Source organism: Flavobacterium algoritolerans (genome assembly GCF_030010385.1).
In the GTDB taxonomy this organism is placed as follows: Bacteria; Bacteroidota; Bacteroidia; order Flavobacteriales; family Flavobacteriaceae; genus Flavobacterium; species Flavobacterium algoritolerans.
Map to the genome: position 1 here is coordinate 59,136 of NZ_JASCRZ010000007.1, position 15,580 is coordinate 74,715.

7 protein-coding genes are annotated in these 15,580 nt (G+C 30.6%); all 7 read left to right on the top strand.

Features of this window, described 5'->3' with window-relative positions:
- Positions 1-96 precede the first annotated feature (96 nt).
- Complete coding sequence (locus tag QLS65_RS13985; protein WP_282718431.1) at positions 97-6,069, top strand: non-ribosomal peptide synthetase; 5,973 nt, start codon at positions 97-99, stop codon at positions 6,067-6,069.
- Between the two features lie 20 nt (positions 6,070-6,089).
- Positions 6,090-7,175, top strand: coding sequence for an NHL repeat-containing protein (locus tag QLS65_RS13990; protein ID WP_282712746.1), 1,086 nt, complete (start codon positions 6,090-6,092; stop codon positions 7,173-7,175).
- 51 nt (positions 7,176-7,226) lie between these two features.
- On the top strand, positions 7,227-7,982 hold the full coding sequence (locus QLS65_RS13995; protein ID WP_282718432.1) for a hypothetical protein: 756 nt from the start codon (positions 7,227-7,229) through the stop codon (positions 7,980-7,982).
- A 100-nt stretch (positions 7,983-8,082) separates the two neighbouring features.
- Positions 8,083-8,781 carry a thioesterase II family protein gene (locus tag QLS65_RS14000; RefSeq protein WP_282718433.1) on the top strand — a complete coding sequence of 233 codons (699 nt, stop codon included), beginning with the start codon at positions 8,083-8,085 and terminating at the stop codon, positions 8,779-8,781.
- Positions 8,781-10,412 carry a cyclic peptide export ABC transporter gene (locus tag QLS65_RS14005; protein WP_282718434.1) on the top strand — a complete coding sequence of 544 codons (1,632 nt, stop codon included), beginning with the start codon at positions 8,781-8,783 and terminating at the stop codon, positions 10,410-10,412. Before QLS65_RS14000 ends, QLS65_RS14005 begins: the two co-directional genes overlap by 1 nt.
- A gap of 60 nt (positions 10,413-10,472) precedes the next feature.
- The gene (locus QLS65_RS14010) at positions 10,473-14,918 is read left to right on the top strand and encodes an amino acid adenylation domain-containing protein (protein WP_282718435.1); all 4,446 of its coding nucleotides are present in this window, start codon (positions 10,473-10,475) and stop codon (positions 14,916-14,918) included.
- A 14-nt stretch (positions 14,919-14,932) separates the two neighbouring features.
- On the top strand, positions 14,933-15,565 hold the full coding sequence (locus QLS65_RS14015; protein WP_282712741.1) for a 4'-phosphopantetheinyl transferase family protein: 633 nt from the start codon (positions 14,933-14,935) through the stop codon (positions 15,563-15,565).
- The last annotated feature ends 15 nt before the right edge of the window (positions 15,566-15,580 follow it).

Sequence of the window (15,580 nt, forward strand, 5' to 3'; positions counted from 1 at the left end):
AAAATAGTCCCTAAAGTCAGCTGGTAATTTTCACACGTAATCGTTAAATAATTGATTTTAATTAAAATAGGATTTTCGAGAATCCAATTATAAAAAATGAGAGAGTTTTTATCTACCCTTCGTAAGCAAAATATTCATTTGCAGCTGGAAAAAGGGGAATTATCAATTAAGTTTCCTAAAGGAGGAATAAATGATGATCTTCTGGCAGAGTTAAAGTTAAAGAAGTCAAGTATAATTGATTATTTAACTAATCTGAATGCCATTGGAAACAATAATATCAACGTAGTGAATCTTCAGGATAGTTATGCATTATCCTCAGCCCAGAAACGTCTTTGGGTACTAAGTAAATTTGATGGAGGCAATAATGCTTATAATATACCTGGATGTTATGTTTTCAAGGGATCCCTTGATGTTTCGGCACTTGAATTTTCAATTTCAGAATTAAAAAACAGGCATGAGATTTTAAGAACAGCATTTAAAGAAAATAGTCAGGGAGAAATCAGGCAGTTTATTCTGCCTGCCAATTCATATAATCTAAGTATTGATATTACTGACCTAAGAGCTCAAGAAAACATAGATTATTCTGTTAAAAATCACATTCATAAAGAATTTAACAAAGTATTTGATCTTTCTTCAGATGAGCTATGGAATACGCACTTGTATAGAATTGAGGATAATAAATGGATATTCACATTCGTCATGCATCATATTATTACTGATGGATGGTCTATGGATATTCTAATAAAAGAAATGTTGGAACTATACAATTCTTTCTGTTCAAAACAAAAAAGTTCTCTGCAGCCATTGCGTATTCAGTATAAGGATTATGCAGCATGGCAGCAAGAGAGGTTAATGGGAGATTATCTTAATGAACATAAAAAATACTGGTTAAAACAATTTGAAGGTACATTACCAATTCTGGAACTGCAGGGAGACAGGGTGCGTCCTGTAAATAAAACGTATAGAGGTGGGGCAGTTAATTTGCGTATTCCAACTCAATTGACACAAAAATTGAAAAGTTTTGCTCATAAACATGATAGTACCCTGTTTATGAGTTTGCTTGCCGGAGTTAATGCCTTACTCTACCGCTATACACAGCAGGAAGATATCGTTATTGGTTCATCAATAATTGGAAGAGATCATGCAGATTTAGAAAATCAAATAGGTTTTTATGTTAATACACTAGCATTTAGAACACGTTTCAGCGGTAATGACAATTTTATAGACTTACTTTCAAACGTAAGAGAAGTTACTCTTGGAGGTTATAAACACCAGATTTTTCCTTTTGACGAATTGGTAAAAGAACTTAATCTTAAGCGTGATGCTAGCAGAAATGTATTATTTGATGTTATGGTTTTATTCCAGAGCGCAGACATTAATCATAAAAAAGAAGTTCAACTGTTAGATTCTTTAGAAGTTAGTGAATACAAAGGAGAAGAGAAGATCATAAGTAAATTTGACCTGGGATTTGATTTTGCTGAGTCAGGAGATATTTTGAATTTGAGTTTGGAATATAATAGTGATATTTATGATGAAAGAACAGTTAGTCAACTAGGAAGTCATTTGCTACAGATATTAGAAATTTTGGCCAGTGAGCCTGAAATGCCTATTAAAAGTATCGACTACTTAAGCACTGCCGAAAAAAAACAGCTCTTAAATGGATTTAATCCTTCAGAGTCAATGTATTCGACAGAAAATACACTCTTGGACTTATTTGCACACCAGGTTTCAGAAAGGCCGGATAAAATTGCTCTTGTATTTGAGGGAGCTGAATATACTTATCAAGATGTCAACACTTTGTCAAATCAGCTGGGAGATTATTTATTAAAAAATTATAGTTTATCTAAAAATGATTTAGTAGGAATACAGTTAGAAAGAGGCCAATGGATGATTATCACCATATTAGCAGTCCTTAAAGCAGGCTGCGCTTATGTGCCCATTGACACAGAATACCCTCAGGATCGCATTAATTATATGATAGAGGATAGTGGTTGTGTGTTATTGTTTGATAATAAGGAACTGGTAACTTTTAAAGACACAAAAGAATTATATGCAGATGAGAGTTATTTTTCACCAGTTAACACTTCACATCTTGCCTATGTTATATATACTTCTGGATCTACTGGACGTCCAAAAGGAGTAATGATAACACATGGTGCTGTTTCAAATTCAATTCAGGCTCAACTTCATGTTCTAGAAATTAGCGCGAATGACAAATGCCTTCAGTTTTTTTCATGTTCATTTGATGTTTCAGTTTTTGAAATATTTTTAAGCCTTGTATCCGGATCTACTTTATATATCATAAAAGATCAGGAAAAGAAAAATCCGGAACTTCTCGAAAATTTCATATCAGATTCAGATATTTCTATCCTTACTCTTCCTGCTGCCTATTTAAGTCAAATAAATATCGAAAACATGCCGTCTTTGAATAAGCTTATTACAGGGGGAGAAGCGGTTAATCCAGAAATTATCTTTAAAATTTCTAATTATGTTGATTATTTTAATGCATATGGACCTACAGAAGCGAGTATCTGTACTTCAATTTTCAAAATAGAAAAGGGTAGTGGTAAATCTGTGCCGCATATTTCAATCGGCAAAGCATTGCAAAACACTTTCATCTATATTCTAGATCCACAGGAGAATCTTATTCCGGCAGGTATGATTGGTGAAATCTGTATAGGAGGAATTGGTCTTGCTCAGGGGTATGTAAATAATAAGATCCTTAGCATGGAAAAATTTGTAGCAAATCCATTTCGACCTGAAGAATTTATGTATAAAACAGGGGATTTGGGACGATGGCTTCCAGATGGTTCTGTAGATTTTATAGGAAGGGTTGATGATCAGGTTAAAATAAGAGGCTACCGAATTGAACTGGGAGAGATAGAGCGAATTCTTCAGAAATGTAACGGAGTAGATTCTGCTATTGTAGCAGCACATTTAAATGCTGACGGATTTCAGGAATTGACCGCTTATATTATAAGTTTGAGTACTATATATGTTCAGGAAATAATGGCTCAATTAAGCCAGGATTTGCCGTCTTTTATGATACCAAGCCATTTTGTACAACTTGATGAACTGCCATTAAATACAAATGGGAAGATTGATAAAAGCAAATTGTCTAATTTGAAAAACAGTACAATCGAAACTGGAATTAGCTGTGCTAAACCTAAAAATGAAAAAGAAAGCATTTTAATTGGTGTTTACATTGAAGTTTTAAAAAGGGAAGATATTAATAGTAAAAGTGATTTTTTTGTTTCCGGTGGAGATTCAATTAAAGCAATTCAAATTGTCGGAACGCTTAAACAGCTTGGCTATACGGTATCAATACAAGATGTGTTAGCATTTCCGGTTATTGAAGAATTATCAGAGAAAATTGAGTTTGTGACTGAAGAAAAGGATCAAAAAATAGTGGAGGGTGAAATTGGATTAAGCCCAATTCAGCTTTCATTTTTTCAAAATGACAAATTTCCAAAGAATCATTTTAATCAATCGGTATTACTTGAGTCGACTGAGAGAATCTCAGAGCAGCATTTAAAAACGGTCTTTGATGTTATCATTAATCACCATGATGCACTCAGAATGTACTATCCAAAAGAGAACGGGGTATACAAACAGATTAACGGAGGAAATAAACATACCTATGATTATGAATTAATATCATTTAAGGATGAAAATGAATTCGTAGAAAATTGTAATCGTCTTCAATCAGGTTTTGATTTAGAAAATGGTCCTTTATTTAAGGTATGTGTATTTAGAGGTAAAGACTGCGATCGTTTATTAATGATTGCACATCACCTTGTAATTGATGCTGTTTCATGGCGTATTCTTTTTGAAGATTTTTCTTCGTTGTATGAGCAATGCCTTGCAAATGAAACTTTGTCTATACCATTAAAGACAGATTCTTTTAAGTTATGGATGGAAAAACAATTAGCATATGCCAATGGTATTAAAATTAAAAATGAGGAAGCTTATTGGAGAAGGCTTGAAGAAGCAGCTATTTCCATGCTTCCTGCAGATAATCCAAATGGTAGTAATTTATATGAAAATACTAATAAGGTTTCTTTTGTATTAGAAGAAACAATTACGGATATTTTACTAACTAAATGTTTCAAAGCTTATAAAACGGACGTAAATGATATTTTAATCAGCACTTTGACGGCAGCTTTGAATACAGTTTTTGGTATTGATAAAGTAGCTATTGCTATGGAAGGGCATGGACGTGAAAATATTGGAAAAGGAATAGACATAACAAGAACTGTGGGGTGGTTTACCACAATGTATCCAGTGGTTTTAGAAGTGCTTAGTACAGACGAACCAAGCAAGCATCTTATAAGTATAAAAGAAAATCTACACCGCATACCTAATAAAGGTTTTGGATATGGAGTACTTCGATATTTATGTAACAAGCCGTATAAGCTCGATCCACAGATAACATTTAATTATTTTGGAGATTTTGGATCAGGAGTAGGAGCTGAAAGTGGAAAAAAAATATTTAATTTTTTAGGTGATTATCATGGTCTTCCTTTTTCCAAAAACATGAAAAGAGATTCTGCTATAGATGTGTCTGCGATGATAGTCAATGGTATTATGCAGGTTACCATAGATTATAGCCAGGAGCAATATCTAAAAAGTACAATAGATAATCTGACCGATGTTTTTAAAGCAAATTTAAATCAGTTAATCTCAGAATTAGCCTTAGAAAAAAATAAATATATCACGCCGGTAGATCTTACTTACAACGATTTTACTATAAAAGAACTGGAGTCTTTAGGGAATAATTTTGAAATTGAAGATGTTTTTGAAGTGTCAGCAATGCAGCAATGTATTATTGAGAAGTATGAAAAAGACATTGATTGCAAAGGAATTTATCATAGTTTATTTTCGTGGACTTTTTCTGATCAGACATTCTCAACTGACGCTTTGAAAAAAGCAATTGTCGCGCTACAACTAAAACATTTTGCATTCCGATCAAATTTTATCAGACTTCAAAACGGAACCATTTGTCAAGTCGTTAAGAATACATTAGGAGATATAGAAGAAGATAATATTACTGAGCTTTCTTATGAGTTACAGCGTTCATATATTGATAATGTTATTAAAAGGGATGTTGAAGATAAATTCAAAATGAATGAATTTAATAAATTTTCATCGAGATTTAGAATTTTTAGACTTAGTGAAAGTTCTTTTGAACTTATGATTTCGGCACATCACGCTTTAATCGATGGATGGGGTGGAGCAGTTTTTAAGAAAGAACTTCTGAGTTTTTATCTTAATGCAAAACAAAATAAGGAGATCGCTATTACTCCAGCTCCAAATATGCTAATTCCTCATATCGAAAATTGCAAAAAAATAAGCGAGTCAAACGATGCGATTGATTTCTGGAATAATGAAATGAAAAATTGGAAGCCTTGGAAGCCTATGTCTGATTTGCAAACAAGTGTAAAGGGTTATTTGACTAAAAGAATAGAAGTTTCACAAGAAATAGTAGAGCAAATCAAAGGTCAGATTCTTAAAGACAAAATTTCATTAAAGACAATTTATCTGAGATCTTTTGCAGAATCCTGTAAAACTGTTATGGAAGCCGAAAGTCTGAGTGTTGCAGTAGTATTTAATGGACGATCTGATGATCAGGAGAGCTTGAATGCTATCGGGCTTTTTTGGAATATTCTGCCAATCCAAATGGATGAAAATTTCAATATAAATAATAAAACTATTCATAATAAATTAAATCAGGCTGAGGCGTTTTCGAGATTTTCGAACACTTCAATACAAAAAGATAGGACTTCTGATCATAGTATTGTGAGTTTTAATTTCACTCATTTTCATAATTCAAAAAATGAAGATAAGAATATGCCAGTGGATGGAATGCCTGAATTGTTAAATGAATTTTCTATTGACTATTATCATTATCCTATTAATATTAAAGTAGGAATAAATCCTAATGACGAAAATGATGTGACAATTGCAATAGATTTCGATCAGTCTTTTATCTCAGAAGTTAATGTGTGCAGAATTTTGGAGGAATGTCTTGTTCAATTAACAGGGCAAAAAACAGCTTATTTAGTATAAATAATTTAAATACAATTACAATGAAATCACAATTTACAACAGTATTGCTACTAATTTTAGTTCTCAATTCGGTAATTCTCTATTCTCAGGAAGAGAAGAAAGATATAACCTATGACGAAACTCCAAAGCAGATAAAGCCAACTTTGTTTGCAAGTTTGGATGAAACTTGTCAGACACCTGATGGAATGGCTGTGGATAAAAAAGGAAATTTATTTCTATCGATTGCTAATCCATCCACTTTTGAAACTAATGGTGCTAAGATTCTGACATTTGATAAATATAATAAACCTATTATATGGTTTGATCAACTTCCTCTTCATCCTATTACCAAGAGAGTACATCCAATGGGAATTGAGTTTGGACCGGATGGAAATCTGTATGTCGTCGACAATCAATTTTTTACCAGAAATGAAAATTTTTCAAGACTTATTAGAATTAATATCGAAAATGGTAAACCAAAATCGACTGAAATTTTAGTTGAAGGCTTAAATTTTGGAGAAGCAATAAGATGGAATAAAAATAAGGCATATATAACAGATGCTTTGTTTGAAAACAGAAGAACAAGTGGCATTTACAGCTTTTCACTGAACGAGATGAATCAGGGAAAAGTGATTTTGACTAAAGAAAACAGATCAAAATATTTGGTAAGCGAATTTGTTTTAAAAGAAGAGGTAACCAAAAAAACAATCGGAATTGATGGAATTGCATTTGATAAAAATGGAAATCTATATGCAGGGAATTTTGGAGATGGAGTGATTACAAAAATTGAATTTACCGAATCAGGAGCAGTAAAAGCAAAAAATGTAGTTTTTAATTCAGATAAATTAAAATGCTGTGATGGTTTTTTCTATGACAAGAAAAGAAATTCAATTTTTATTGCCAACTATGAAAATAACAGTGTTTATCAACTAAACTTAAATACTAATGCAATTTCTCTTATCTGGGAAAATGATAACAATGACGGTGCAGATGGACAACTGGATAATCCATGCGAAACAATAATTTATAAAGGAAATTTATTGGTGGTAAATTATGACACCTTCCCAGGGGATAAGAATAAGGAGATCGATAAATTTCATACCATTTCTCAAATTAAATTAGAATAATTTAATTTCAAATAATTACAATTCAGTTAATTACAAATAAAAAAATAATTTATGGAAGTTAAAAATTATGTTATCGAGCAAAATTATGATAACTATAAAAATGAAGATCATCAAACATGGTCAGTCCTTTATAAAAGACAAGAGGATTCACATAACAAATGGGTATGCAAAGAATATCTAAATGGATTTGATAAACTAAAATTTGATAAAAACAAGATAGAGGTTATTGCTAGTGTTAGCGAGCGTTTGTTTGCTATTTCTGGCTGGAGTTTGGTACCTGTTTCAGGTTTATTGCCTCCAAAAGATTTTTTTCAGATGTTGATGCAAAAAAGATATCCTGTAACAGTTTCGATTAGAGAACCTTGGGAAATTGATTTTAGCGAACAACCAGATATTTTTCATGATGTTTGCGGGCATATACCGCTATTAACCAATGAAAGATTTGTTGATTTTCTTACTTCTTTTAGTGCAATATCCATGAAATATATTGATAATGAAAAAGCTATGGATTTGTTAAGCAGGGTATATTGGTTTACCTATGAAACTGGTTTGATAAATGAGGATGGGATATTTAAATTCTATGGAGGAGCCGTTATTACTTCTGCCGAAGAAATGAGCAAAGTAAATAATCCAAATACGCCTAAATATCCTTTTGATTTAGATCACATCTTTAATACATCTTTTAATAGTTTCGAACTGCAAAATGAGTACTTCGTAATTGACTCATTTGAAAACCTTTTTAATTGTTTAGAAGGTCTTGAGCAAAAACTAGAGTGTCATCTTCAAAATACTTTAGCCACTTTATAATAAAGTTGAAACTCTAAAATCCATTTCAACATTACTGACTTAAAATTTGGGTTTAACAGTTGATGTTAAACCCCGGTTTTAAATTATAAATTAACAAAAAATGAAAATAATAGCTTTTACTTTTGCTGGTGGCAGCAGATATTCTTTCCAAATGTTTTCTAAAAAAATATCTCATTTTATAGTTGAAGAATATCCTGGAAGAGGACTAAGAATAAAAGAGAAAATGCTAACCGAAATTGATATGATAATTGAGGATCTGCTTCCAAAAGTTATAAAAGAAATTGAAACTACCAAGGAATATATCATTTATGGACATAGTATGGGGGCTTTGATAGGATTTTTAATTTGTCACCGTCTTCAGGAACTAGAAATAAAATCTCCTTTAAAACTTGTAGTTAGCGGCAGAAATGATCCTTCACTTAAAAGGGATAAAAAAATAGCAGACCTTCCCAATATTCAATTTTGGGAAGAAGTTATAAAAATTGGCGGTATCCCTGATGAACTAAAAAAGCATCCTGAATTGATTGATTTTTACGTGCCCATATTAAAAGCTGATTTTAAGGCAATAGAAGATTATCACTATGAGAAAAGTGAAAAATTAAAAGTGCCCATAGACGTTTTTTACGGAAAGAGCGAGGGAATATCAGAAAATGAAATTGAAGGCTGGAAAAATCACAGCACAGAAAAAGTTGTTCTTAACTCTTTAGAAGGAAACCATTTTTTTATTTACGATAACGAGTCCTTTTTTGTAAACTATTTTGAAAGTCTTACTACAAATATACACATACCTATAAACTGATGCTTAAAATTTCAATAAAGAATATTCTTTATCTCGCAGCATATTCTATACCAAATACTATACTTAGTTTTGGAATATTATACATTACCAATCACGTAATCTCTGGTGACAAAGGTTTTTTAGAAGACTACATGGGGATAGTCTTTGTATGCATTGTTGTGTATACTTATTTATTAAACATTATTTTTCAAAAAAAAATTAATAAATACTCATTTGAAATGCTATATGACAATGAGAAAAAAATTTTCGATAAAATATTAAAAACACCTTTATTGACTCTTGAAAAACTTGGTTCACAGAGGTTTTATACAACAATCGAAGATTTAAGAATATTTTCGTCCTTTCCTGAAATAGTAACACATACTGTTAATTCCTTATTAATGGTCTTATTGTGTATAATGTATATGTTTACCTTATCTGTCGTTTCGGCTGTAGTGGTGATTATTCTAATTATTGCTATAGCAGGCATATATTTCTACGTCATGAGCACAATGTATCAAAAGGTTGCTACACTTCGAAAATTTAATGAAAATTATTATAATTATGTTCAGGATGTAATTAAAGGATTTAAAGATTTTAAGCTTGGTCCTCAGCGAAGAAAGAATTTGATGAATAAATACCTGTCTCCAAACAGAGAAAATGCCAGAGAACTGGATTATAAAATAAATTATGTTTTTTTATCTATTAATCTTATTAGCCAATATGGGTTATATTTAGTAATAGGAGCAATACTTTTTTTATTACCTAAGTTTAAATTATTAAACATTGAAGATAGTACCTCCTATGTTGTCATTTTATTATTTATCTCCGGGCCAATCAACAATCTTATCAACATGCAAAATATGTATACAAGGCTGTTGGTAGCTAATAGACGAATTAATAAATTCCTAAAAGACTTTGCAACCACCGAAGTCGAAAATAATTTTCCAAGTACATCAGTTGAAGAATTTGAATCTTTAGAGTTCAACGCAGTAAGTTTTGCATATGGAACTGAAACATTAGAAAAATCTTTCTCTTTAGGGCCAGTAAACATTTCAGTAGAAAAAGGGGAGACTATATTCATAATTGGAGGTAATGGAAGTGGTAAAAGCACATTTATTAATATACTCACGGGGTTGTATCAGCCTACTGATGGCAGTATTTTGTTAAATGGTCAAGCTATTGATAAAGAAACCATAAAAATTCAGGATTTGATTGCTGCAGTCTTTACTGAGAATCATATTTTCTCACAGAATTATGACAATTATTCTTTACAAGACAACATTCAGTATCAGGAGCTTCTAAAAGTAATGGAACTTGATAAAATAATTATTGATGATAGAGAAGAATCTGCAAGAAGGCAATTTTCTAAAGGACAAAGTAAAAGAATGTCCATGATTTTTGCACTTCTGGAAAACAAACCCATTTTGGTACTCGATGAATGGGCGGCAGATCAGGATCCTTACTTTAGAAACTTTTTCTATGAAAAATTACTTCCAAAATTAAAGAAAGAAGGAAAAACAATAATTGCGGTAACGCATGATGACGCCTATTTTAAGCATGCTGACAGAATACTAAAATTTGATTACGGACAAATTGTAAAAGATTTCAAAATGGAGGACGAAATTTTGAATACAGAAAGGTTATGGTAGTCCCTAACCTCCCATGGGGAAATAAAATATAAAACCAAAATCGAAAACCATTTTTTAAACATGAAACTTACTTTACCCCAACAAGATGTATATTTTGATCAACTATTACATCCTAATGAACCAATATATAATATCGGTGCAAAAATTGAAATTAAGGGACCTTTAAATATTGAAATATTTAAAAAATCTTATGAAGCTCTTATTAATCAGCACGATGCTTATAGGATTGTTTTTGCTAGATTTCAAGATAATGTAACAACTAAATTATTAGAAGAACATCATTCTAAATTAGGATTTGTTGATTTTTCGCATTGCGAAAATCCTGTTGAAGAAGCTACTATTTATATGCAAAAGGAGTTTATGAAACCTTTTGATTTATTTAAAGGAGATCTTTTGCATATTTTTACTTTGGTTAAAGTAGGAGAAGATTTTTATTATTTATTTTCTGTTTATCATCACATTATAACAGATGGTTGGGGTACATCTTTAATGTTTCAAAGATTGGTTCACAATTATAATGAAATTTATGATTTTGGCAATGTTAAAACATTGTATCCTTTTAGTTATAAGGATTTTGTGAAAGATGATGATGAGTACCAAAATTCTGTTTTCTTTTCGGAAGATAAAAGGTATTGGATAAATAAATTTAATACTTTGCCTGAAAATTTGTTTGATAAAGTAAGCGATTCTATTCAAATTAATAAAAGTAAGCGTAAAGAATTAGTTATTAGTAGAAAAGTGTATAATCAATTAAATGAGTTAGCAGTAATCTATAAATGCTCTACATTTCATTTAATTTTAGCAGTTTTGTATACCTATTTTGGTAGAAAACATCAAAATAATGATTTTGCAATAGGTTTGCCCGTTTTAAACAGAAGTAAATCTAAATATAAGAAAACGGTTGGTCTTTTTATGGGAATTTCTCCTTTAAGAATGGGCTTAGATTTTGAAGAAACGTTTGAGAGTCTTATTAAAAATATAAAAAATCAATTAAAAAAAGATTATCGTCATCAAAGATTTCCATTAGGTAAACTAATTCAAGAACTTCACTTATTTAGTGAGAAAGAAAGATTATTCAATATCACACTTTCGTATGAAAAACAAGATTATGCTACTAACTTTCAGCATACGCAAACCAATGTAATTCCGCTAAGTCATCAATCAGAACGTGTTGCTTTGGCTATTTATATAAGAGAGTTTGATGAATCTGAAGATGTAAAAATAGACTTTGATTATAACCTGAATTACTTTAATGATTTGAGAATAATACAGGTTGTTCAGCATTTTGAAAATTTAATTAATGTTGTTTTAGCTTATCCTGATAAAAAATTAAAAGAATTGACCTATCTAGCGGAGGAAGAAAAACGTCAGATATTAACGGAATTTAATAATACAAAAGTAGATTATCCGAATGGCAAAACGATAATTGATTTATTTGAAGAGCAAGTAGAGAAATTCCCTAAGAAAGAGGCGCTAAGAGATTATTGTAAATTATATTCTTATTCGGAACTCCATAAACTATCAAACCAAATTGCTGAATACCTTATTAATGTTTATGGGGAACGGGATAAATCGCCTATTGCTGTTTTATTAGGAAGGTCTGCCAATATGGTAGCCTTTTTATTAGGAATACTTAAAACGGGTAGATCCTATATTCCGTTGGATCCTGCTTTTCCAAAGGATCGATTAAGTTATATTGTTGATAATAGTAAAAGCAAAGTACTTATTAGCGAAAAAGGATTTGAATTAGCAGTAGTTGAAGATGTAAAGGTATTATCGTTGGAAAGTATTTTGGCAGTGATCAATCAATTTAAAGGAATTTTAAAGACAGTAATTTCTCCTAAGGATACAGCTTATATAATTTATACTTCAGGTTCAACTGGAAATCCAAAAGGAGTTGAAATAGGTCATCAATCATTGCTTAATTTTTTGAGCAGTATTCAACAAAAGCCAGGGGTTAGTTCAAACGACACATTATTATCGGTAACAACATATTCTTTTGATATTTCAATTTTAGAGTTTTTCACACCGTTAATTTCGGGAGCTACTTTATATATTGTAAGTCAAGAGGTCTTATCAAACCCACATTTGATTATTGAAAAATTAGAAGAGATTAGACCAACGTTAATCCAAGGGACGCCAAGTTTTTATCAAATGTTATTTCATGCGAATTGGCAAGGTGATAAAGGATTAAAAGTGTTGTGTGGAGGTGATTTATTAAGCGAAGCATTAGCTGAAAAACTAATTAATCAAAGTTTAGAAGTCTGGAATATGTATGGTCCTACCGAGACCACTATCTGGTCAAGCATAAAAAAAATTGAATATTCCAAAGAGGCATCGAATATTGGAAAACCAATAAATAATACGCAGTTTTATATTCTAGATAAGTTTTTAAGCCCCAAACCAATAGAGACGCCTGGTGCAATTTATATAGCAGGGGAGGGATTGGCAAAAGGATATTATAATAATGATGTATTAACAAGGGAAAAGTTTATTAAAAACCCATTTGATTCGACTCATTTATTATATGAAACCGGTGATGTAGGAAAGTGGAATGATAAAGGAGAGATAGAGTTTTTAGGAAGAAATGATAATCAAGTTAAGATTAGAGGCTATAGAATTGAACTTGGGGACATAGAGTCTCAATTAAATCAAATTGAAGGAATAAAAGAGGCTGTAGTAATTGCCAAAAAAGGAGATCAACAAGAAGCTTTTTTGGTAGCCTATATTTTAGAAAGCGAAGACACGATTGACACTAAAAAAATTATCGCAGCATTAAAGAAACATCTTCCATACTATATGATTCCTAATGCAATCATTCCTTTGGAAGCATTTCCTCTTACTCCAAACCAAAAAGTTGATAGAAAATCTTTGGCTCAAAGAAATATTCAACAAAATGTAAATTATGATGATTTTAAAGCTCCTATTTCCGATTTAGAAAAAAAACTATCTGAATATTGGAAAGAGGTATTAAATAGTAAAGAGCCTATAAGCTTAAATGATAATTTCTTTGCTCTTGGGGGACATTCATTAAATGCGGTTAAATTGATCGGATTAATTGCCAAACAGCTTTCATTTACGATTACTTTAAAAGATATTTTTGACTATCCCTCTATTGAGTTATTGGCTAGTTATCTACAAGAGCTTAAACCGAGTGAATCGATTACTTTATCACTATCCGAATCAAAAGGTTTTTATAGTCTTACACCATCTCAATACAATATTTGGCTAGCATCTCAACAGAAAAATAGTTCAATAGCTTATAATATGTCCGCAGGCTATCATGTTGAGGGGATTGTAAATTTGGATAAAATTACAAAATCAATAAATAAAATTATTAATAAGCATGAAATCCTAAGAACAAATTTTATTGAAATAGAAGGAGTTCCTTATCAAAAGATTAATTCTTTTGATGACGTAAGGCTAGAAATTGCAATCGATAAATTTAAAAATGAAAAAATTGGAGAAACGATAAATCAGTTAATTAATACTGCATTTGATTTAGAAACAGATTTATTAATAAGAGTGCATCTTCTTGAATTAGAAGCAAATCAATTTATACTACTATTTTCTACCCATCACATTATAATGGATGGATTGTCTTTAGAAATTTTCATCAAAGAATTTATTGGAAATTATAATGAGAATACTTTTCAAGTTACACCTAAAGAAAATACTTTGAAGTTTCAGTTTAAAGATTATTCAGAATGGTTTAATAATATATTAAAGGATATTGGCGTTGAAAATGAGAGATTTTGGATAAAATATCTTCAGAATTATCGATCTAAAGATTCTTTTGATAGGGACTTTAGCATCAAAAACAATCAGCAAAATGCAAGCAAATTTTTGTTTGAACTAAAAAGCGATACTACTTTAGCTTTAAAGGAAATAGCTGTTGACAAGAAAGTGACTTTTTACACCATTTTGGTAGCAGCTTTAAATGTTTTAATTTATAAATTCTCAAACCATAATGATATTTGTATTGGAACAGTAAATTCTGGGAGAAATATTCCAGAATTAAATGATCAAATAGGAATGTTCGTTAAGACAATTGTTTTAAGAACACAAATTGAATCGCAGCAAACTTTTATTGATCTATTAGAAAGTATTCAAAATGATTTATTAGAAATTAACGGTTATCAGGATATACCTTTCGACAAACTACCCCAATCTATTTTTGATATTATTTTAGTATATCAGAATCCTGAGTTTTCCTTTGGGGATATTAATGAATTAGATGATATCAAATTGCTTTTTTATCCTGTTGATAACGAATATAGTAAGATGCCTATAGTATTTAATTTGTTTGAAAGTGAGAATAAGTTGAAAGGAATTATAGATTATAATTGTGATTTATTTCAGGAAGATACGATACAAATTATTGCTCTAAAGTATAGTAAGCTTTTGAATGAAATAATTAAGAATTCATCAATTAAAGTAGATTTAATTGATATTAAATTGGAATTTGAAAATGGTATCGCATTAGAATTTGATTTTAATTTCTAAAAAGTAACATAGTTTTGGTTTACATCTATTATTCTTATCTATCTGAAGAAGAGCACAGAAAATTATTGGAAATTGATTTGCCCAAATTCCCAAAGGATTATCAGGAGAAAATTAAGCGATATAGAAGATGGCAAGATGCACAATTGTCACTTTTAGGACGGATTTTATTATTTAAGGGGATTGAACAAATTTACAAACATAATCCTTTAGATAAAGTAATAAAACATACAAAGTTTAGTAAACCTTATTTTGAAGATAATTTCATCCATTTTAATATTTCCCATTCGGGAGAAATTGTTGTTTGTGCCTTGAGTGATGAATCTGAAATTGGTATTGATATTGAAATAGTAACGGATATTGAAATTGAAGATTTTAAATCTCAAATGTCAGAAAATGAATTTGGTAAGATTGTAATTTCAAGTAATAGCACTCGATCTTTCTTTGATTATTGGACACAAAAAGAAGCCGTTATAAAAGCACAGGGAGAGGGATTGTCAATACCATTAAGCTCCTTTGAAGTTTCAGATTATAGGACGATGATCAATGGAGAAAAATTCTTCTTAAAAGAAATTAAAATAAATGATAAATATAAATGTTACGTTTCACAAAAGATGAGTATTAGTGACGTAACAATAAAAAACATATAATATAACCCTACTAAT